This is a genomic window from Streptomyces sp. NPDC048278, from assembly GCF_040652195.1.
Classification (GTDB): Bacteria; Actinomycetota; Actinomycetes; order Streptomycetales; family Streptomycetaceae; genus Streptomyces.
Window position 1 is genome coordinate 85,606 of the sequence record NZ_JBEZLP010000028.1, and the last position, 18,982, is coordinate 104,587.

General features: G+C 71.5%; 19 protein-coding genes. 10 read left to right on the forward strand and 9 right to left on the reverse strand.

Going from position 1 to position 18,982, the window contains the following annotated elements; all coding sequences use genetic code 11:
* The first annotated feature begins 19 nt into the window (after nt 1-19).
* From AB0D74_RS36430 to AB0D74_RS36445, 4 genes are read left to right on the forward strand one after another with little or no spacing between them, the layout of a single operon-like run.
* Complete coding sequence (locus tag AB0D74_RS36430; RefSeq protein WP_362596463.1) at nt 20-1,528, forward strand: AMP-binding protein; 1,509 nt, start codon at nt 20-22, stop codon at nt 1,526-1,528.
* Nucleotides 1,506-2,429: an acyl-CoA dehydrogenase family protein gene (locus AB0D74_RS36435; RefSeq protein WP_362596465.1), complete on the forward strand. Its 924-nt coding sequence runs from the start codon at nt 1,506-1,508 to the stop codon at nt 2,427-2,429. The genes AB0D74_RS36430 and AB0D74_RS36435 overlap by 23 nt, the downstream gene beginning before the upstream one ends.
* The gene (locus AB0D74_RS36440) at nt 2,416-3,504 is read left to right on the forward strand and encodes an acyl-CoA dehydrogenase family protein (RefSeq protein ID WP_362596467.1); all 1,089 of its coding nucleotides are present in this window, start codon (nt 2,416-2,418) and stop codon (nt 3,502-3,504) included. The genes AB0D74_RS36435 and AB0D74_RS36440 overlap by 14 nt, the downstream gene beginning before the upstream one ends.
* A gap of 1 nt (nt 3,505) precedes the next feature.
* Nucleotides 3,506-4,291, forward strand: a complete 786-nt coding sequence (locus tag AB0D74_RS36445) for an enoyl-CoA hydratase/isomerase family protein (protein WP_362596469.1) — start codon at nt 3,506-3,508, stop codon at nt 4,289-4,291.
* 22 nt (nt 4,292-4,313) lie between these two features.
* Here the strand turns inward: AB0D74_RS36445 and AB0D74_RS36450 are convergent, their stop codons facing one another.
* Complete coding sequence (locus AB0D74_RS36450) at nt 4,314-5,081, reverse strand: SDR family NAD(P)-dependent oxidoreductase (protein ID WP_362596471.1); 768 nt, start codon at nt 5,079-5,081, stop codon at nt 4,314-4,316.
* A 100-nt stretch (nt 5,082-5,181) separates the two neighbouring features.
* On the opposite strand from AB0D74_RS36450, the gene AB0D74_RS36455 reads away from it, so the two are divergent.
* On the forward strand, nt 5,182-6,336 hold the full coding sequence (locus AB0D74_RS36455; protein ID WP_362596473.1) for a thiolase family protein: 1,155 nt from the start codon (nt 5,182-5,184) through the stop codon (nt 6,334-6,336).
* Nucleotides 6,337-6,369: 33 nt separating this feature from the next.
* Here AB0D74_RS36455 and AB0D74_RS36460 read toward each other — a convergent pair whose 3' ends face one another.
* The 3 genes from AB0D74_RS36460 to AB0D74_RS36470 form a co-directional block, all read right to left on the reverse strand.
* Nucleotides 6,370-7,401 (reverse strand): dihydrodipicolinate reductase, encoded by a 1,032-nt coding sequence (locus AB0D74_RS36460; protein WP_362596475.1) that lies wholly within the window; start codon nt 7,399-7,401, stop codon nt 6,370-6,372.
* Nucleotides 7,398-8,228, reverse strand: coding sequence for an acyl-CoA thioesterase domain-containing protein (locus AB0D74_RS36465; protein ID WP_362596477.1), 831 nt, complete (start codon nt 8,226-8,228; stop codon nt 7,398-7,400). The genes AB0D74_RS36460 and AB0D74_RS36465 overlap by 4 nt, the downstream gene beginning before the upstream one ends.
* Before the next feature lie 66 nt (nt 8,229-8,294).
* Nucleotides 8,295-8,966, reverse strand: a complete 672-nt coding sequence (locus AB0D74_RS36470) for a TetR/AcrR family transcriptional regulator (protein WP_362596479.1) — start codon at nt 8,964-8,966, stop codon at nt 8,295-8,297.
* Nucleotides 8,967-9,131: 165 nt separating this feature from the next.
* On the opposite strand from AB0D74_RS36470, the gene AB0D74_RS36475 reads away from it, so the two are divergent.
* The 3 genes from AB0D74_RS36475 to AB0D74_RS36485 are packed head-to-tail and all read left to right on the forward strand — an operon-like array spanning nt 9,132 to nt 12,098.
* Nucleotides 9,132-10,133, forward strand: a complete 1,002-nt coding sequence (locus tag AB0D74_RS36475) for an acyl-CoA dehydrogenase family protein (protein WP_362596481.1) — start codon at nt 9,132-9,134, stop codon at nt 10,131-10,133.
* Complete coding sequence (locus tag AB0D74_RS36480) at nt 10,130-11,305, forward strand: acyl-CoA dehydrogenase family protein (RefSeq protein WP_362596483.1); 1,176 nt, start codon at nt 10,130-10,132, stop codon at nt 11,303-11,305. Before AB0D74_RS36475 ends, AB0D74_RS36480 begins: the two co-directional genes overlap by 4 nt.
* Before the next feature lie 10 nt (nt 11,306-11,315).
* Nucleotides 11,316-12,098, forward strand: a complete 783-nt coding sequence (locus AB0D74_RS36485) for an enoyl-CoA hydratase (RefSeq protein ID WP_362596485.1) — start codon at nt 11,316-11,318, stop codon at nt 12,096-12,098.
* Between the two features lie 14 nt (nt 12,099-12,112).
* Here the strand turns inward: AB0D74_RS36485 and AB0D74_RS36490 are convergent, their stop codons facing one another.
* Together AB0D74_RS36490 and AB0D74_RS36495 are read right to left on the reverse strand one after the other, a co-directional pair.
* Complete coding sequence (locus AB0D74_RS36490) at nt 12,113-13,726, reverse strand: GMC family oxidoreductase N-terminal domain-containing protein (protein WP_362596487.1); 1,614 nt, start codon at nt 13,724-13,726, stop codon at nt 12,113-12,115.
* A 24-nt stretch (nt 13,727-13,750) separates the two neighbouring features.
* Nucleotides 13,751-15,187, reverse strand: a complete 1,437-nt coding sequence (locus tag AB0D74_RS36495; protein ID WP_362596489.1) for an aldehyde dehydrogenase — start codon at nt 15,185-15,187, stop codon at nt 13,751-13,753.
* A gap of 92 nt (nt 15,188-15,279) precedes the next feature.
* Here AB0D74_RS36495 and AB0D74_RS36500 point away from each other — a divergent pair, with 92 nt between their 5' ends.
* Nucleotides 15,280-15,897, forward strand: a complete 618-nt coding sequence (locus AB0D74_RS36500; RefSeq protein WP_362596491.1) for a TetR/AcrR family transcriptional regulator — start codon at nt 15,280-15,282, stop codon at nt 15,895-15,897.
* Between the two features lie 42 nt (nt 15,898-15,939).
* Here AB0D74_RS36500 and AB0D74_RS36505 read toward each other — a convergent pair whose 3' ends face one another.
* The 3 genes from AB0D74_RS36505 to AB0D74_RS36515 are packed head-to-tail and all read right to left on the reverse strand — an operon-like array spanning nt 15,940 to nt 18,302.
* Nucleotides 15,940-16,926 carry a nitronate monooxygenase gene (locus tag AB0D74_RS36505; RefSeq protein WP_362596493.1) on the reverse strand — a complete coding sequence of 329 codons (987 nt, stop codon included), beginning with the start codon at nt 16,924-16,926 and terminating at the stop codon, nt 15,940-15,942.
* A gap of 35 nt (nt 16,927-16,961) precedes the next feature.
* Complete coding sequence (locus AB0D74_RS36510; RefSeq protein ID WP_362596495.1) at nt 16,962-17,429, reverse strand: VOC family protein; 468 nt, start codon at nt 17,427-17,429, stop codon at nt 16,962-16,964.
* Nucleotides 17,430-17,456: 27 nt separating this feature from the next.
* Nucleotides 17,457-18,302: a helix-turn-helix transcriptional regulator gene (locus tag AB0D74_RS36515; protein ID WP_362596497.1), complete on the reverse strand. Its 846-nt coding sequence runs from the start codon at nt 18,300-18,302 to the stop codon at nt 17,457-17,459.
* A gap of 211 nt (nt 18,303-18,513) precedes the next feature.
* On the opposite strand from AB0D74_RS36515, the gene AB0D74_RS36520 reads away from it, so the two are divergent.
* Nucleotides 18,514-18,858 carry an acetate--CoA ligase family protein gene (locus AB0D74_RS36520; protein ID WP_362596499.1) on the forward strand — a complete coding sequence of 115 codons (345 nt, stop codon included), beginning with the start codon at nt 18,514-18,516 and terminating at the stop codon, nt 18,856-18,858.
* The last annotated feature ends 124 nt before the right edge of the window (nt 18,859-18,982 follow it).

An 18,982-nucleotide genomic window follows, 5' to 3' on the forward strand; every position in this document is an offset into this window, starting at 1 on the left:
CAACGGGCGGGAGCGAGAGATGACCGAACGGGCCGCGCTGGTCTTCGAGGACCGGGAGTACAGCCGAGCCGAGCTGACCGCGCTCGCGGACGGGCTGGCCGGGACACTGGCCCGGCGGGGGCTGCGGGCGGGGGAGCGGGTGGCGCTGATGTCGTCCAACCGGCCCGAGTTCGTGATCGCCGTACAGGCCGTCTGGCGGCTGGGCGCGGCGGTGGTCCTGCTCAGCCCGGCCTGGAAGCGGGGCGAGGTGGAGCACGCCCTGGCCGTCACCGAACCGGACCAAGCCGTAGGCGACCACCCGGTGCTCGACGGCCTGATGCCTATGCTGCACCTGGACGAGCCGATCGTGCCGGGACGGGCGGACGAGGTGCCCGTCGACCAGGACGCCGACGCGGTGCTGGTGTTCAGCTCGGGCACCACCGGGATGCCCAAGGCCGTCCGTCACACCCACGGCTCGCTGGCCGCCGCCGTCCGCCACTGGCGGGACGCCCTCGGCCTGACCGCCCGCGACCGCTTGCAGATCGCCACCCCGCCCTCGCACATCCTGGGCCTGCTCAACATCGTCACGGCCCTCGAAACCGGCGCCCGGCTGCGGCTGCACCGCCGCTTCGACCTGGACCGGCTGCTGCACCACATCGAACTGGACCGCATCACCGTGGAGATGGCCGTCGCCCCGATCGCGCTCGCCCTCGCCTCCCACCCGAAACTGGAGTCATACGACCTGTCCTCGCTGCGGTACATCATGTGGGGCGCCACGCCGGTGACCCCGAGCATCGCCGAGACGGTGACCCGGCGGACGGGCGTCGCCTGGGTGCCCGCCTACGGGGCGAGCGAGCTGCCCGTCATCGCCTGCAACCCGCTCGACGGAGCCCGGCTGGACACGCCCGGGCGTCCCGTCCCCGGGGTGCGCCTGCGGGTCGTCTCGCTGGACACCGGGGAGCCGGTCGGCCCGGGCGAGACCGGGGAGGTCGAGGTGCGCTCCGCGTCCCTGATGGCCGGCTACCTGCCGGCCGAGGCCACGGCCGACGCCCTGCACGACGGCTGGTACCGCACCGGTGACGTCGGCAGCGTCGACGCGGACGGCTGGGTGTACCTCACCGACCGCTCGAAGGAGATGATCAAGGTGCGGGCCTTCCAGGTGGCCCCAGCCGAGGTCGAGGCCGTCCTGCACGGTCATCCGGCGGTCGCCGACTGTGCGGTGTTCGGCGTCCCCGACGGCGCCGACGGGGAGGCGGTCGTGGCGGCGGTACGGCGGGCCGCGCCCGTCGAGGCAGCCGAACTCGTCGACCTGGTCGGCAGCCGGCTGGCCTCCTACAAACGGCCGCGCCGCGTGGAGTTCGTGACCGAGATCCCGCGCCTGCCCTCGGGGAAGGTGCTGCGGCGAGTGCTCAAGGAGCAGGTTCTCAAGGAGCAGGCATTCAAGGAGCAGGCATTCAAGGAACGGCTGGTCAAGGAAGAGCTTCCCAAGGAAGAGCTTCCCAAGGCAGGGCATCTCAAGGAGCGCGATGGACGTACGGCTGACAGCTGAGCAACGCCAACTCCGGGACGCGGCAGCTCGCCTGGCTGATGACCTGGGCCCCGGCTCGGTCCTCGCACTGGACGACGCCGACCGGGTCGCCCGGCTGGAGAAGGCGGTCGAGGCCACCGGCTGGCGGGCGTTGCGCTCGGACGGCGCCTCCGGTGTCGAAGTGGCCCTGGTGGTGGAGGAGTTCGGGCGCGGACTGGTCGACGTACCGTTCCTCGGGCCGGTGCTCGCCGACGGCCTGGCCCCCGAGCTCTCCTCGGCGACCGTGGCCGTGGCCGTGCCCGGCTCGGCGACCGGTTCCGTGACCGGACGGGCCTGGGACACGCGTGGCATGCGGCACGCCCTGGCCCTCGTGGGCAACGGGGTGCTGTCCGCCGACATCGGCCCCCTAGCCGCCGGCGCCGACCTGACCCGCCGCACCGCCGAACTGCGCGGGGCTCCCGAGGAGATCGGCACGGTCACCGCCGAAGCGGCCCACCGCTGGCGGGCGTTGGCCCTGGTCGCCACCTCCGCCGACCTCGTCGGCGCGGCCCGCGGCGCGCACACCCTCGCCTGCGACTACGCCAGGATCCGCGAACAGTACGGCCGGACGATCGGCTCCTACCAGGCCGTCGCCCATCTCCTCGCCGAAGGACTGGCCCTGATCGAGGGCTCGGTCAGCGTCCTGCGGCACGCGGCCTGGGCCGTCGACGAACTGCCGCCCGCCGAGGCCCTCAGGGCCGCCCGGATCGCCAAGCTCTACTGCGCCCGCGCCGCCCGCACCGTCTGCGAGACCGCCGTCCAGGTGCACGGCGGCATCGGCAACACCTGGGAGTGTCTCGCCCATGTCCATCTGCGCCGGGCGCTGACGTCCGCCGACCTGTTCCCCGTGCGCCTGGAGGAGATCGACCGTGGACTTTCGTGACGCTCCCGAGGAGGCCGCCTTCCGCGACCGCCTGCGCACCTGGCTGGCCGAGCACGCCGGCGCCTTCCCCACCTCCGGCGACGCGTACTGGGCCCGCCAGGGCGACTGGCACCGCGCCCTGCACGCGGCCGGATTCTTCGGCCTCTCCTGGCCCGAGCGGTACGGTGGCCACGACCTCCCGCCGGTCTACGACGTCATCCTCGACGAGGAGTTGGTCCGCGCCGGCGCCCCGGCCCGACCCAGCCTCGGCTACCTCGTCCAGGGCCTCGGCCGGCACGGCAGCGAGGAACTGCGCCGCCGCTTCCTGCCCGGCATGATCGACGGCACCGAGCGCTGGTGCCAGGGCTTCAGCGAACCCGGCGCCGGCTCCGACCTCGCCTCCCTCACCACCCGCGCCACCCGAGACGGCGACACCTATGTGGTGAACGGCCACAAGATCTGGACCAGTTACTCCGACGTCGCCGACTGGTGCCTGCTCCTCGCCCGCACCGACCCGGACGCACCCCGCCACCGGGGCATCTCCGCGTTCGTCGTCGCCATGGACCAACCCGGCGTGGAACAGCGCCCGTTGAAGATGATGAGCGGGGTGACCAAGGAGTTCGGGCAGGTCCTGTTCGACGGCGCGACCGTGCCCGCGGACCAGATGGTCGGCGCGCCGGGGGAGGGCTGGGCGCTGGCCATGACCGTCGTCGGACACGAGCGCGAACCCTCCACCCTCGGTTTCTCGGCCCGTTACGGGAAGATCGTCGGCGACCTCGTGGCCCGCACCCCTGGCCCCCCGCCGCCCGAGCTCGCCTGGGCGGTCGTGGAGACGGAGATGCTGCGCCTGCATGTGCGCCGCAGGCTCTCCGAGCAGCTCGACGGCGTCTCCCACGGCCCCGAGGGCTCCCTGGACAAGCTCCTCATGACCTGGACCGAACAGACGGTGGGCCACGCGGCCCTGGCCGTCGGCGGCACCGACGACCCGGAACTTCTGCACACCTACCTCTACAGCCGCGCGCAGAGCGTCATGGGCGGCACCTCGCAGATCCAGAAGAACATCATCGCCTCGCGGATCCTCGGACTGGGAGCCTGACATGACGGACGGTCAGCACATGTACGACATGCCTGCGGAGATCGAGGTCCGCGCGGACGGGCCGTTGCGGATCATCACCCTCAACCGGCCCGACGCGCTCAACGCCGTCAACGACCCGCTGCACACCGGCCTCGCCCGGCTCTGGCCCCGGCTCGCCGACGACCGGGACGCGCGGGCCGCCGTACTCACCGGGGCGGGAACGGCGTTCTCGGCGGGCGGTGACTTCGGCTACCTCGACGAGATCCGACAGGATCCCGACCTGCGGGCCAGGACCATCGCCCACGGCCGGGACCTGGTGCTGGGGATGGTCCGCTGCCGGGTCCCCGTCGTCGCCGCGGTCAACGGCCCCGCCGTGGGCCTCGGTTGCAGCCTGGTCGCGCTCAGCGACATCGTCTACATGGCCGAGTCCGCCTACCTCGCCGACCCGCACGTCCAGGTCGGCCTGGTCGCGGCCGACGGCGGCCCGCTCACCTGGCCCCTGCACACCAGCCTGCTGCTCGCCAAGGAGTACGCGCTCACCGGCGCCCGTATCCCGGCCGAGAAGGCCGTCGCCCTCGGCCTGGCCAACCACGTCGTGGCCGATCCGCTCGCCGAGGCGACCGCCTGCGCCAAGCGGATCGCGGGACTGCCCCGGCAGGCGGCGGAGAGCACCAAACGCATCCTCAACCTGCACCTGGAACGCGCGGTCCTGGCCACCCTCGACTACGCCACGACCGCCGAGGAACAGTCCTTCCAGACCGACGACTTCAGGGACACCCTCGCCCGCCTCACGAACCGGGAGAAGTGAGGCGGGCGCCCCAGGGCAGGGTTCACTTCGGCGGGAAGCGCAGCGCCCCGTCCAGGCGGATCACCTCGCCGTTGAGATAGTCGTTCTCGCAGATGTGCTGGACGAGGGCCGCGTACTCGGGGGAGCGGCCCATCCGCCGGGGGTGCGGGACCTGCGGCCCCCAGTACTCCTCCAGCTGGTCGCCGGCCTTGCCGTAGGCGGGCGTCAGGAACGTGCCCGGCGCGACCGTGACCACCCGGATGCCGAGCGGGGACAGGTCGCGGGCGGCCACCAGGGTCATGGCCGCGACCCCGCCCTTGGCCGCCGCGTACGGCAGCTGCCCGATCTGGCCCTCGTAGGCCGCGATCGACGCGGTGTTGACGACGACCCCCCGGCCGCCGTCCTCGTCCACGGGTTCCTGCCGGGCCATCGCGGCGGCGGCCAGCCGCAGGACGTTGAAGACGCCGGTCAGGTAGATGTCGACGGTCCGCCGGAACCCGGCGAGGTCGAGGGGCTCGCCGTCCCTGCCGACCAGCCGGCCGCCGCTCGCCGGACCGCCGTGCACGTCCACCGAGATCCGCAGCGGGCCCAGCGACTCCGCCTCCCCGAGCGCCGCAAGGACGTGGCTCTCGTCGGTGGCGTCCGTGCGCACGTACCGGACCCCCAGCTCCTCCTCCAGGGCCTTGCCCTTCTCGTCGGCGAGGTCGGCGACGACCACGGACGCTCCCGCCGCGTGCAGCCGGCGGACGGTCGCCTCGCCCAGACCTCCGGCCCCGCCCACCACGACCGCTGACGCCCCTTGAACCCGCATCGCGACTCCCCTCCCAGGGATACATGGTTCTAGTATGAGGAGAGTAGCATTCTCGCAGTGTGCTGAGATCCCTGTCCGGCCCGCCGAGTTGGAGACCTCCATGCCCGAGGCAGTCATCGTGTCCGCCCTGCGCACCCCCGTCGGCACCGCCCGCAAGGGGACCCTGCGCGACACCACCGCCTTCGAACTGGCCCACCACATCGTCGGGGCCGCCGCGGCCGGGCTCGACCCGGACGGCGTCGACGACGTCATCCTCGGCGAGGGCCTCTACGGCGGCGGCGTCCTCGCCCGGCACGCCGCCCTGACCACCGGGCTCACCGGGATCCCGGGGGTGGCCGTCAACCGGCACTGCGCCGCCGGTCTGGCCGCCGTCGCCGACGCCGCCGCGAGCATCCGCGCCGGGATGGACGAACTGGTGATCGCGGGAGGCGTCAACTCCGCCTCCACGGCCCCGAAGTCGGCCTTCCGTGTCGACGGAGCCTGGGTCGAGCCCTGGATGCCGCCCACCCACCCCGACCGCCCGGACGCCCCCAACAGCGACATGTCGATCACCATCGGCTGGAACGTCGCCCAGCGGGCCGGCGTCAGCCGCGAGGAGATGGACGCCTGGGCGCTGCGCTCGCACCGCAACGCCGTACGCGCCATCGACGAGGGCCGGTTCGACGCCGAGACCGTCCCCGTCGACACGCCGCACGGCCGCTTCTCGGTCGACGAACACCCGCGCCGTGACACCTCGTTGGAGAAGCTCGCCGCCCTCAAGCCGCTGCACCCGGAGATCGACGGCTTCAGCATCACCGCGGGCAACGCCTGCGGGGGCAACGACGGGGCCGCGGCCCTGGTCGTCGCGAGCGAGGCGACGGCAACCGCGCAGGGCCTGACCGCGCTGGCGACCGTACGGTCCTGGGCGTCGGTGGGCGTGGACCCCGCGGAGACCGGGCTCTCACCCGTCAAGGTCATCCCGAAGGCGCTCGCCCGCGCCGGACTCACCACCGCGGACGTCGACCTCTACGAGATCAACGAGGCCTTCGCCTCGGTGACCGTGGCCGCCGTCCGCCTCCTCGGCCTCGACCCCGACCGGGTCAACGTCAACGGCAGCGGCTGCTCCCTCGGCCACCCCGTCGCCGCCACCGGCGCCCGCATGCTCGTCACGCTCGTGCACGAACTGCGCCGCCGGGGCGGCGGGATCGGCGTCGCGTCGATGTGCGCCGGGGGCGGGATGGGGTCGGCGATGGTGGTGGAGGTACCGGCGCCCTGACGCCGGCCATGGGGGCCGCGCGGCTCCGGCGGGTTACGCCGGAGCCGCCGTGATCTGCGGCAGATCGAGCGTCGTACGGATCCCCGGTGCCGCCTCGCACACCACCGGCACGGCGTTGACCGCACGGTTGGCCGTGTACGCCGGTGACACCTCGGCCATCCGGTCGAGCGGCACCGGCAACCGGATGCCGACCTCCAGCGGGGCGTCGCCCTCGACCGAGAGATGCCAGCCCGTGTCCCCCAGGTCCCAGGCCGGATCGAGGTCCCTGGTGCAGTACCAGGTGGCCCGGAAACGCAGCAGTGGACGGCCTGCCCGCACCCCGGTCACCACGAGCCGCTGGGCCGCGACCGTACCGGCGGCCAACTCGCCCGCGGCGATGCGGACCGGGCGGCGCGCGGTCGCCAACTCGCCCGATGCCTCAAGGGAGTCGAGAGGCATCCCCAGCGCGTCCGCGACCAGCCGCAGCGACGGACCGAAGCTGGTACGGGCCCCGGACAGCCGCCGCTCGTCGAACTCCGCCGGTGCCACGCCGAAGCCCATCACCCCGAACAGCAGCTCGGGGGAGGGGCGTCGGGACAGGTCGGCGTACTCGTCGATGGTCAGGCTGTCGAGGCGCCGCGCCAGGGACGTCAGCACGAGCGGCACCGCCTCGGTGATGAACCCGGGGCTGCTGCCCGTGCTGTGGATCGAGCTGCCACCCCGTGCGCACGCCTCCTCGACCCGGGCGCGTACGTCGGGATCCATGCTCCCCGGATGGTGGAACTCGCCCCGCGTGGTCACCACGTTGGCCCCCGAGGCCAGCAGCCGGCACACCTCGTCGACATCGCAGGTGAGTGGCGCGTAGAGCACGCAGTCGGCGCCCAGGGACAGGATGTTCCCGACGTCGCGGGTCGCGGTGACCCCGGTCGGTCCTGTCCCGCACAACTCGCCCGCGTCGCGGCCCGCCTTGGCCGGGGTGTGGACGTACACGCCGGCCAGCGTGAGGCCGGGGTGCCCGATGATCCCGCGCAGAGAGCGGGCGCCGATCGTGCCGGTGGCCCACTGGACGACCCGGTACGGCCTCATGCCGGCTCCCCGGTGAAGCGCAGCAGGGCCTCCTGGGCGTAGGACGCGACGAGGGAGCCGTCCTCGGTGAGGACGTCGCCCCGGCCGAAGCAGCGGCCGTGCGCGAGGACCGGGCTGTGCTGGCGCAGCAGCAGCCAGCCGTCGGCGCCGAACGGGCGGTGGAACCAGACCGTGTGCGAGGTGACGGCGGAGGCGAACGCCGTGCCGGAGTCGTGCTGGGTGATACCGGCCAGGGGGCGCAGGGCGGTGCCGATGAGGGTCAGGTCGGTGGCGTAGGCGGTGAGCGCCGGGGCCAGTTCCGCCGCCCCGTCGGCCGGGAGGCGCATCCACACGTCGTACTCGGGCGGTTCGGCGACCGGGGTGTCCAGGTCGGTGGCGGCCCGCGTCTCCCAGGGGATCGGGTGGAGATCCGTGCGGTGTTCGGGGCCGGGCGGTGCGGGCACGGCCGGGACCGTCTGCCGGGCCGGGCCGTCCTCCGGGATGTGCAGGGACACCGAAGCGGTGGCCACCACGCCCTTCGCCTGCCGGGCGACGATGGTCAGTGCGGCGAAGGAACCGCCGTCGTGGTGGCGCTCCACCTCGTAGCGGACGGGCTCCTCCGGCCGGCCCGCCCGCGCGAACAGGGCGTGCAGGGACTTGACGCCCTTGCCCGGGCAGCTCAGTTGAGCCGCCCGGACGAACTGGGCCAGCAACTGCCCGCCGAACAGGCGGTGGTAGCCGAGTCGTTGGTTGCCCGCCTCGTAGACGGGGCCGGTCTTCTCGTCGTGCCCCCGGAGGTCGAGGCAGTGCAGAAGGTCGTCCCAGAGTTCACTCACGGCAAGTGGCATGCCCGTGAGGGTAGTCCCACTATCCAGATATGAGAACGGCGCTCTCGCCTGGCGCTCTCGCCTGGCTCAGTCGCTGGTGATCCCGTTGGCGCAGTAGTCCCAGATCTCGTCCGCGGTCAGCGGGTGGGCCGCGTCCTGGCCGCTCGACTGGGCGTTGAACATGACGGTCTGCATGGTCAGCGCCGCCACCCGCTTGGGCTTGAAGCCCTCGCGGAGCAGGTGCGCGTCCTCCAGCTCCTGCATCAGGTCGGTGAACAGCGTCAGCAGGGGCGCGTTCGCCACCCGCATCTCGGCCGGGTGTGAGACCAGCAGGCGCAGCGCGAAGTCGCTGAACAGCGGACGCTGCCGGCCGGTCAGGTCGGGGCGCGAGCTCTCGAACAGCTCCTGGACGACCACCCTGAGCCGGTCCAGCGGGGCGGACTGCTCCGCCGCGATCGCCCGCAACTGGTCGGCGGACTTGCTCATCGCGTCCTCGAACAGGGCGAGCAGCAGCTCGTGCTTGCCGTCGAAGTGCTGGTAGAAGCTGCGCAGCGACTGCTTGGACCGGTCGACGACCTCCTGCACGGTGAAGTCGGTCGTGCCCTTCTCCGCCATGATCGCCTGGGCCGCGTCGAGGAACCGCTCCACCCTCTGCTCCGCCCGGCGTTTCGCCGCCTGGGTGGAACGCTCGACCGCGCGCTGCTTCCAGGCCGGTTCCTCGGTCGGTGTGCTCACGGGCTGCTCCGCCTTCTGTGCCATGAGGAGAACATTACTGCAGCCCACCGACAAGCATCTGTATCCAGTCTGGACACCGTCGGAGATCTGGAGGAGACTTCGAATTCCACCTGAGGAGAATCGCATTCTCGCCGATCGTCGTCGATCCTCGTCGATTCTCACCGATTCTCGCCGCGGGAGGCCGTCGGGATGCTGTTCGAGTTCGACGCCGAGCAACGGCTGTGGCAGGACACCGTGCACAAGGCCGTCCTCAAGGAGTGCCCGCCCGCCCTGGTGCGGGCCGTCGTGGACGACGGCGCCGACCCGGCCCCGCTGTGGCGCGCGTACGCGGACCTCGGCTGGACCGAGCTGACCGACCCGGCCGACGCGGTCGAACTGGCGATCGTCCTGGAGGAGCTGGGCCGGGCCACCGACCCCACCCCCTACCTGGCGACGCTCACCCGATTCGCCCCGCTCGCCCCCGGGTTCGGCGACCCCGGCCAGTCCGGCACGGCCGTCTACGAAGGCGTCACCGCGCGGCCCACCGACGGCGGCTGGGTCCTCGACGGCACCGCCCGCCACGTACTGGACGGCGACCGGGCCGACCACTTCGCCGTGGTCACCGACGCGGGCGTCTTCGTCGTACCGGCCGGCGCGGCGAGCGCCGTACGCACCCCGGTCCTCGACCCCGTCCTGCACCTCGCCGACGTCACCTTCGAGCGGGTCGGGGTGGGCGGAAGCGACCGTGGCGGGGCGGATCCGGACAGCGCCCGGGACATCGCGCTCACCGGCATGGCCCTGACCATGGTCGGCGCCTGCCGCCGCGCCCTGGACCTGGTGCTCGACCATGTGCGCGGCCGACGGCAGTTCGACGCGCCCATCGGTTCCTTCCAGGCCGTCCAGCACAAGGCGGCCGACATGCACGTGGCCGTCGAACGGGCCCGCGCCCTCGCCTACTTCGCCGCCCTCACCATTGCCGAGGACGACCCGCGCCGCCGCCTGGCCGCCTCGATGGCCAAGGCGTCGGCGGGGGAGTGCCAGGCCCTGGTGTTCCGCAACGCCGTGCAGCTCTTCGGCGCGATGGGACACACCTGGGAGAACGACCTGCAGTTCGCGGTCAAACGGGCCAAGGCGGGCGAGCTGATGCTGGGCGGGGCCGCCGAACACCGGGCGTTCATCGCCGAGCACTCGATCGCCGGGGAGGTCGTATGAGACTGTCCTTCGACGCCGAAGTGGAGGCCTTCCGGGCCGAGTTCGTGGCCTTCCTGGAGGCGAACCTGCCGGCCGAGGCCGAGGCCGCCGAACGCTCCCGCTCCACCGCGCACCTGCCCGAGTGGGCCAGGCGCTGGCAGCGCCTCCAGTTCGACGAGGGCTGGCTGCTGCCCGGCAACCCGCCCGAGTTCGGCGGTCGCAACGCCACCGTCGTCCAGCAGTACGTCCACCGCGAGGAGCTGTCCCGGCGCCGGATCTGCCACAGCTTCAACCCGCAGGGCGTCGGCATCATCGCCGCCTCCCTGCTCACCTTCGGGACCGAGGAGCAGAAGCGGCGCTGGGCCGTGCCCATCCTGCGCGCCGAGTTCACCGCCGCGCTCGGCATGAGCGAGCCCGGCGCCGGATCCGACCTCGCCTCCCTGCGCACCCGCGCCGACCTCGACGGCGACCACTTCACCGTCAACGGCCAGAAGGTCTGGACGTCCGGCGCCCACGACGCCGACGTACTCCTTGCCTTCGTCCGCACCGACCCGGACGCCCCCAAGCACAAGGGCATCAGCGTCCTGCTGATCCCCACCGACACCCCCGGCGTGACCCGCCGCCCCTTCGCCTCCTACACCAGCCCCGACGACCGGGACTTCAACGAGGTCTACTTCGACGACGTCCGGGTCCCCGCCGAGAACCTCGTCGGCCCCCTCAACCAGGGCTGGCGGGTCGCGAACGGCTCCCTCGGGCACGAGCGCACCCTGATGTGGCTCGGTGAGGCGGAGCGACTGGAGGCCGTCGTACGGGACTTCCGGCCCACCGACGCCCTACAGCGGGACTGGTACGCCACCCTGGTCATGGACCTCCAGGCGCTACGACTGCTCGGCTCGGCCGCGCTCGCCCGCGCCGCCCGGGGCGAGCAGGACGTGCCCGCGCTGTCCGTGCTGAAGGTGTTCGGCTCCGAGGCCGCCCAGCACGCCCTGGAGCACGTCCTGGAGGCGTCAGGACCGGACGGCCTTGACCACCCGGCACGGACCGCGCCCTACTTCCACATGAGCTTCGACGACGACTCCGCCAGCTGGTTCAACCGCTTCGCCCGCAGCTTCGGCGGCACCATCGCCGGCGGTACGTCCGAGATCCAGCGCACGATCATCGCCGAGCGCGTGCTCGGTCTGCCCCGACGCTGAGGAGACGTCCGTGCACATCCTGTACGAGGTGAAGGACTCCATCGCCACCCTCACCCTCAACCGGCCCGAGGTCGCCAACGCCCAGAACGCCGCGCTCCTCGACGAACTCGACGCGGCCTGGACCCGGGCCGCCGAGGACCCGGACGTGAAGGTGGTCGTGGTGCGCGCCGAGGGGAAGCACTTCTCCGCCGGGCACGACCTCAAGGACCGCTGGCCCGGCCCCGACGAGATCACCCTGGAGTGGATCTACCGCGCCGAGAACCGCCGCTACCTGGAGTACACCCTGCGCTGGCGGAACGTCCCCAAGCCGTCGATCGCCGCCGTGCAGGGCCGCTGCATCGCCGGCGGGCTGATGCTGTGCTGGCCCTGCGACCTGATCGTGGCCGCCGAGGACGCCCTCTTCTCCGACCCGGTCGTCACCATGGGCATCGGTGGCGTCGAATACCACGGCCACACCTGGGAGTTGGGCCCCCGCAAGGCCAAGGAGATCCTGTTCACCGGCCGCCCGCTGACCGCCGAGGAGGCGGAGCGGGTCGGCATGGTCAACCGGGTCGTCCCGCGCGCGGAGTTGGACACGGCCACCCGGGAACTCGCCGAGCGGATCGCCGCGATGCCCGCCTTCGGCCTGCGCCAGGCCAAACGCGCCGTCAACCAGACCCTGGACGTCCAGGGCTTCTACGCCGCGATCCAGTCCGTCTTCGACATCCACCAGACCGGCCACGGCAACGCGCTGAGCGTCAGCGGCTATCCGATCCTGGCGAAGCTGGACGAGATGAAGGAGAAGCTGCGGTAGCCGTGCCGACGAGTTCAGAAAGGCCGATCGGCGATCATCTCGGCCGCCTTTTCGGCGATCATGATCGTGGGCGCGTTGGTGTTGCCGCTGGTGAGGGTCGGCATGACCGAGGCGTCCACGACACGGAGTCCCTCGACTCCGTGGACCTCCAGCTCCGGACCGACTACGGAGTCGGGTCCGGTTCCCATGGCGCAGGTGCCCACGGGGTGGTACGCCGTGGCACTCCAGCTGCGGACGTGCTCTTCGAGAGCCGCGTCGCTCAGGTCGTCGAGACGGTCCAGGTCGTCACCGGCCGGGAGGTACGACCGCGCCAGGTGTTCGGCGAACGGTGCGCAGTGGGCGATGCCCAGGACCGCCCTGAGTCCGGCGACCATGACCGACGTGTCCGCGGGCACGTCGAAGTACCGGGGATCGATCAGCGGCGGGGCCTGCGGATCCGCCGACGCGAGACGGACGGTGCCGCGGGCCCGCGGGTGCAGGGGCACGCAGTTCACCGTGAACACCGGCCGGTCGGTTCCTTCCTCACCGCTGAGGATGAGTGCCGTGGCCCCTCCCATCAGCTGGACGTCAGGACCGTCCTGGCCGTCCGTGACGTCGAGGAACGCGCCGACCTCGCCGTAGTTGGAGGCGAACGGGCCGTCGCCGTGGGCCCGCCACCGTTCCAGGTTGTCCGGGGTGAGCAGGTCCCGGACGAGGTCGGTGGAGTTCCGGGTCTCCCACACCACGGGAGTCATCAAGTGGTCCTGGAGGTTGCGCCCGACCCCGGGCAGGGGGACCCGTACGTCTATCCCCACCTCGTGCAGCTCGGCGGGATCGCCGATGCCCGAAAGGAGTAGCAACTGGGGCGAGTTGACGGATCCGCCGCTGAGCAGAACCTCCCTGTCGGCGTGGGCCGTCCGCTCCTGTCCGTCGTGGAGATAGGTGATGCCGGTCGCGTGTGGTCCGTCGAGCGTGATCCTTGTTGCCAGGGCACCGGTGCGTACCGTGAGGTTGGGCCGGCCGAGGGCCGGGCGCAGATAGGCGTCGGCGGTCGACCAGCGTCGCCCGTGATGGCAGGTCACCTGGTACAGGCCGGCGCCGGTGGGAGACGTACCCGCGAAGTCGTCGTTGCGGTCCAGTCCCCACGTCACGGCCGCGTCCAGCCAGGACTGTGAGAGTTCGTGGGTGTAGGCGCGGTCCTCGACGTGCAGGGGGCCGTCTGCACCGTGGTAGGGCTCGCCGAGGCGGCTGTTCGACTCGGACTTCTTGAAGTAGGGCAGGACGTCGTCGTAGCCCCAGCCCTTCGCTCCGTGCTCGTCACGCCAGCCGTCGTAGTCGCGCCGGTTGCCCCGGGCATAGATCATGACGTTGGTGGAGGACGAGCCGCCCAGTGTCCTGCCCCGGGGCCAGGAGAACGTGCGTTCCGGCCGGGTCTGCTCGACCGTCCGGTAGCTCCAGTCGCTCTGCGATCCGAAGAGCATGCCGAGCGCGGCCGGGATGTGGAGGAGCTCGTCGGTGTCGGGGCCGCCCGCTTCGAGGAGCAGCACGCGGACGCGGTCGTCGCGGCTCAGGCGGTCGGCGAGTACGCAACCGGCGCTGCCGGCGCCCACGACGACGTAGTCGAACCCTTCGATTCCGGTGGAATTCATGGTGGTTCCCGCACCCCGTGAGCATCAGGGGTGGTAGATCGACTGGAATTGCTGGTAGGCGTGCAGCCCCTCGGGACCCAGTTCGCTGCCGAGTCCGCTGGCCTTCCTGCCCCCGTAGGGAGAGGCGAGGTCGGGAAGATAGCCGTTGAGCCCGACGGTGCCGGTCCGCAGCCGCCGGGCCACCCGGGCTCCGTGGTCCAGGTCCGAGGTCCATACGGTGCCGGCGAGGCCGTACTCCGACGCGTTCGCCAGGCGCACGGCCTCGTCCTCGCCGTCGTAGGGCGTGACCGTGAGGACCGGGCCGAAGATCTCCTCCTGCGCGACGGTCGACGCGTTGTCGACATCGGCGAACACGGTGGGTTCGACGAACCAGCCCCGGTCGAGGCCGGGCGGCCGGCCGCCTCCGGTGGTGAGCCGGGCCCCTTCGTCGAGGCCGGTCTTGATGTAGCGCAGGACCCGTTCGCGCTGGCGTTCGCTGACGAGCGGGCCGATCTCCGTGCCGGGGTCGAGGGCGTCACCGACAACGGCGTCACGGGCCATCGCCGTACAGAACTCGACCACTTCACGATACCGGCTGCGGGGGGCCAGGATCCTGGTGCTCGCGTAACAGGTCTGACCGTTGTTGAGCAGAGTGGCCATGAAGAACTGCTGCGCGTTCGCGGCGAGATCGGCGTCGTCGAGGACGACGGCGGCGGACTTGCCGCCCAGTTCCAATGTCACCGGCCGCAGCAACTCGGCACATGCGGCGGCCACGTGGCGACCCGCTCTGGTGGATCCGGTGAACGACACCTTGTCGACGCCGGGATGGGAGACCAGACACGCGCCGGTGTCACGGCCGCCCGGAACGATGTTGATCACGCCGTCGGGGATGCCCGCTTCCTCGACCGCCTCCGCCAGCAGCACCGAGTCGAGGACCGTCTCCGGCGCCGGCTTGAGGACGACCGCGCACCCGGCCGCCAGCGCCGGGGCCAGCTTGAAGAAGGCGATGGTCTGCGGGAAGTTCCAGGTCATGATGGCGGCCACGACGCCTGAGGGTTCCCGGCGGACCAGCGTGGTGCCCCGGGGCAGTCCGGTGCGCAGTTCCTCGGGCGTCATGCTGTCGGCCAGACCCGCGTAGTAGCGCAGCAGGGCCGACGGCACCACACCCTCGAAGGACCGGGCGACAGTGATCGGCATGCCGTTCTGCACACTGACGGCCGCGGACGTCGCCTCCGCCCTGGCGTCGAGCGCGTCCGCGAGACGGATCATGGCCGTCGCGCGTTGCCCGGAGCCCCAGGAGGCCCAGCCGGCCGGTGCGTCGAACGCGGCCCGAGCGGCTGCGACCGCCCGGTCGATGTCGTCCTGGGAACCGTCCGGCACGGCACCGAGATGATCGCCCGTACTCGCGGACGCGACGTTGATGTGACGGTCGCCGGACGCCTGTACCCAGCGTCCGCCGATGAAGAGATGGTGGGGATCCATGGCGATATCCGTGGTGGTGGAAACGAATCTGAATAAAAGCGACATTACACCCATCTGGGGTAATCTGTCACCAGATGGAGAGGTGGCATCTCATGAGGACATACGGCGGAGCCACGGGGGAGGAGCGCGCCGCGCTCCGCCGTCGGCGCCTGATGGAAAGCGGCCTCGAACTCTTCGCCGGCCAGGGATACGCCCACACCTCCATGCGCGCGGTACTCCGCCACGCCGGGGTGAAGGACAGGTACTTCGCGGAGAGCTTCACGTCCCTCGACGATCTGATGGCTGCGCTCATGAGGGACATCTACGAGGAGCAGATCACCCGGTGCGCCGAGGCCATCGCCACGGACCAGCCACTGCGCGACCGGGCCCGGAACGTGATCGACGCCGTCGTCGGACTTTCTCTGGAGGACCCGAGAAAAGGGCGCGTCAAACTCGCGGAATCCCTGGGGGCCGGACCTCTCACGGCGCGCGAACGGCGTCTTGGCCTGCACCGCATGAGCGGTCTCGTGGACTCCCTCCTGAGGGAAGGGCTCCATGATTCCCGGATCGACCCCGCCACCCTGTCCGTGGCCGTCGTCGGCGCGGTCAGCGAAATGCTGCTGAGCTGGTTCAACGGAGAGCTGGCGATCTCACGGGAGGAACTGGTGGACCAGGGCCTCTACCTTTTCGAGGCCGTCACCGCACATGCCTCGGCAACGGCAGGGGAATGACAGGGCAGCCAGCGGTACTCCACCGCCGAGCGGGGTCGCCCGTCAGCTCAGCAGCGATCGGGGTCGTGCGGCCAGGATCGCCTCGGCCTCGTCACCGATCGTCCGGACCACCTCCGCGGCGGGACGGACGGCATCGACGAAGACGGCCGACTGCCCGTAGAGAACCGCGCTCGTGTCGGGGTCGGGCGGACTCTCGACGGGACTGACGTCCTTCGGGGGCGCGAACTCCTCTCTCCGTTCCCGCAGTGTCGCCTCACGCTCCGACCACTCGTCGGTGAACCGGTTGCGGCGGACTCGTTCACCGATGCCCGCCGGCCACGGCAGCCCCGACACGATGTCGTACGCCCGCGTCCAAACGGTGTCACCGCCGTCGCTCTCGACGATCAGGCGCTTGTGGGCCTCGTGCACTTCGATCGCCTCGGGCGTGGCGAGGAACGCCGTGCCCAGCCAGGCGCCGTCCGCCCCGGCGGTGAGGACGGCCGCGAGTGTCCGGCCGTCGCCGATCCCTCCTGCGGCCAGCACCGGAACCTCGGGGTAGCGCCGCACGAGCCCGGCGAGGAACGGCAGGAGGCCCATCGTCCCGGTGTGGCCACCGGCCTCGGCGCCCTGCGCCACGAGGACGTCGGTACCCGCGGCGACGGCGGCCCGCGCGTCGTCGTAGTTCTGCACCTGGCACATCACCCGGGCGCCCGCGGCCTTGGCGCGGGCGAGCCACGGCTGGGGATCGGCGAACGACAGCGCAATGACCTCCGGCCGCGCTTCCAGGGCGGCCTCGAAAAGCGGTTCGGTGAAGGGAAGGAACGGCGTGATGAAACCGACGCCGAACGGGCGGTCGGTCGTGGCGCGGACGGTCGCGATCTCCGCGCGGATCCAGTCAGGTCCTTTCCAGGGGTGTGTACCCCCGAAGGAGCCGAGCCCGCCGGCCGCGGAGACAGCGGCGGCGAGTGTCCCGCCGCTGTGCAAGCCCATCGGGGCCGCCATCACCGGATAGGTGATACCGAACATTTCGGTGAATCTCGTATGCAGCATGAGTGGACGTTAGCGAACACAGAGCCGGGGAGCGCCTAGGCGCCGGCGCCGGGCAGCTTCTGGGAGAGTTCGATCATGTTGCCCCACGGGTCGCGGAAGAACGCCAGCCGACGGCTGATGTCCTCGATCTCGAAAGGTTCGCCGACCAGGTCCACACCACGGCGGGCGAGCTCTGCGCGGACTGTGTCGACATCGTCGACGTGGACGCAGATGTGCTGGTAGCCGCCGTGCTGGAGGCTGACTCCGAGGTCGTCGAGGACGTCGTTCGGGAAGGGCACCGGTCCGGCGAGGAGTTCCACGTGGAAGGTGTCGTCGTCGGGCGGGCAGAGGTACGCGAGCTTCAGCTCGCCGTAGGGCCACTCCTGGAGCACGCGGAAGTCCAGCTTCTCCGTGTACCAGGCCTTCGCCGCGTCGTAGTCGGGGACGCGGATACCCACATGGTGGCCGCCGAAGGACGCGAAGGGGCTCGACGGGTTCTTCGGAGGGTGGGGCGGCATGGGCATCGCGATCACTCCTGTTCTGCTGAACCGTCAGGGGCCGGCCGCCAGGCTCTGGGTGCCGAATACCGAGATCAGCGCCAGTTTCTCGGCGTCCTCGGTGCCGGGCTCGGCCGAGTACACGAGGATGTGCAGGTCGTGATCCTCCACCCGGAGCTGGTCGCAGTCCAGGGTGAGCAGCCCCACCTGCGGATGCTCGATCGTCTTGCGCGAGGCCTTGAGCCGGCCGACGACCCCCGCGTCCCACAGCTCGGCGAACCGCTCGCTGCCGGAACGCAACTCGGCGATCAGCCGCCGCAGTTGACGGTCCCCGGGATAGCGGGCCGCCGTGGCCCGCAGCTCGGCGACCATGCCGGTCTCGAAGGCGCGCCGCTCCTGCGGGGTGTGCCGCACCCGGGTCGGCCAGCCCAGGAAGTTCCGCCAGGCGCCGTTGCGCTGGAAGCCGCGCAGCTGGGACGGGTCACCCATCAGCGCCCCGTACATCGGGTTGGCCACCAGCAGCGTCATGGCCGCGTCGGAGACCGCCACCGGAGTGCCGGACAGCCGGTCGAGGAGCCGCTGCACGCTGGGCGTGATGTACCCGGGCACCATCTCAGGCCCCGGCGGCACCAGCCCCGCCACCCCGAAGAGGTAGGTCCGCTCGTCGGCGGAGAGCCGCAGCGCCCGGGCCAGTGCCTCGACGACCTGCACGGACGGATTGGCCGCCCGGCCCTGTTCGAGACGCGTCACGTAGTCGACTGAGATCCCGGCCAGCAGCGCCAGCTCCTCGCGCCGCAGCCCGGCCGCACGCCGCTGCCCGCCGGCCGGCAGCCCCGCCGCGTCCGGGGCGACGCGGTCCCGCCAGCGCCGCAGCGCCTGCCCGAGTTCTGTCGCCGTCATGCCCCCAGTCAACACCGCCGGCCGTCGCCGTGCCTGGTACCGGCAGTCATAGGCTGGCGGGTCCGCCACACCACCTTTACCCTGGTCAGCGAGTTAAATTGCTCTGTGCGCGCTTACTGGGTCGAATCGGGGTCGAATTGGGTGGGTAGGTCGTTCCACGGACCTTCTCACCCTTACGCCGCGGTGGTTAGCCTTAAGCTGTTTCTGAGTTTTGCACACGAAGGCGACCACGAGGCGCCTGCTGGCCGAGCACGGTGTCCCCTCGGCGCTGTCGTACCTCGTCGAGGACCCGGACCAGGCGGTGAAGATCGCCGACAAGCTGGGCTACCCCGTCGTCGTCAAACCGAGGGGGCACGCCGGAAGCGCCGGCGTCCTGCGGGCCGACAGCGACGAAGACGTCCGCGCCGCCGTCGGCCGGGCCCTGACGGACAGCGTGCTCGGCCTCGAAGGCTGGGCCGTGCCCGGCGTCCTGGTCGAGGAGTACATACCCGGCCCGAAATCAGCGTCGAGGCCGTCGTCCTCGACAACCCCGAACACGTCCGGATCGCCGCGGTGACCCGCAAGTCCCCGGGCCCCGAACCGCAGTTCCAGGAAGTAGCGCACAGCGTCGACGCGGCCGACCCGCTCCTCACCGACCCGGTCCTCGCCTTCGTCGTCACCGCCGCCGTACGCGCCCTGGG

What these genes read in the sequence shown, in the direction of transcription:
- AB0D74_RS36430 (WP_362596463.1), top strand. Translation starts at nt 20, where the DNA reads ATGACCGAACGGGCCGCGCTGGTCTTCGAGGACCGGGAGTACAGCCGA.
- AB0D74_RS36435 (WP_362596465.1), top strand. Translation starts at nt 1,506, where the DNA reads ATGGACGTACGGCTGACAGCTGAGCAACGCCAACTCCGGGACGCGGCA.
- AB0D74_RS36445 (WP_362596469.1), top strand. Translation starts at nt 3,506, where the DNA reads ATGACGGACGGTCAGCACATGTACGACATGCCTGCGGAGATCGAGGTC.
- AB0D74_RS36450 (WP_362596471.1), bottom strand. Translation starts at nt 5,081, where the DNA reads ATGCGGGTTCAAGGGGCGTCAGCGGTCGTGGTGGGCGGGGCCGGAGGT.
- AB0D74_RS36455 (WP_362596473.1), top strand. Translation starts at nt 5,182, where the DNA reads ATGCCCGAGGCAGTCATCGTGTCCGCCCTGCGCACCCCCGTCGGCACC.
- AB0D74_RS36460 (WP_362596475.1), bottom strand. Translation starts at nt 7,401, where the DNA reads ATGAGGCCGTACCGGGTCGTCCAGTGGGCCACCGGCACGATCGGCGCC.
- AB0D74_RS36465 (WP_362596477.1), bottom strand. Translation starts at nt 8,228, where the DNA reads ATGCCACTTGCCGTGAGTGAACTCTGGGACGACCTTCTGCACTGCCTC.
- AB0D74_RS36470 (WP_362596479.1), bottom strand. Translation starts at nt 8,966, where the DNA reads ATGGCACAGAAGGCGGAGCAGCCCGTGAGCACACCGACCGAGGAACCG.
- AB0D74_RS36475 (WP_362596481.1), top strand. Translation starts at nt 9,132, where the DNA reads ATGCTGTTCGAGTTCGACGCCGAGCAACGGCTGTGGCAGGACACCGTG.
- AB0D74_RS36480 (WP_362596483.1), top strand. Translation starts at nt 10,130, where the DNA reads ATGAGACTGTCCTTCGACGCCGAAGTGGAGGCCTTCCGGGCCGAGTTC.
- AB0D74_RS36490 (WP_362596487.1), bottom strand. Translation starts at nt 13,726, where the DNA reads ATGAATTCCACCGGAATCGAAGGGTTCGACTACGTCGTCGTGGGCGCC.
- AB0D74_RS36495 (WP_362596489.1), bottom strand. Translation starts at nt 15,187, where the DNA reads ATGGATCCCCACCATCTCTTCATCGGCGGACGCTGGGTACAGGCGTCC.
- AB0D74_RS36500 (WP_362596491.1), top strand. Translation starts at nt 15,280, where the DNA reads ATGAGGACATACGGCGGAGCCACGGGGGAGGAGCGCGCCGCGCTCCGC.
- AB0D74_RS36505 (WP_362596493.1), bottom strand. Translation starts at nt 16,926, where the DNA reads ATGCTGCATACGAGATTCACCGAAATGTTCGGTATCACCTATCCGGTG.
- AB0D74_RS36510 (WP_362596495.1), bottom strand. Translation starts at nt 17,429, where the DNA reads ATGCCCATGCCGCCCCACCCTCCGAAGAACCCGTCGAGCCCCTTCGCG.
- AB0D74_RS36515 (WP_362596497.1), bottom strand. Translation starts at nt 18,302, where the DNA reads ATGACGGCGACAGAACTCGGGCAGGCGCTGCGGCGCTGGCGGGACCGC.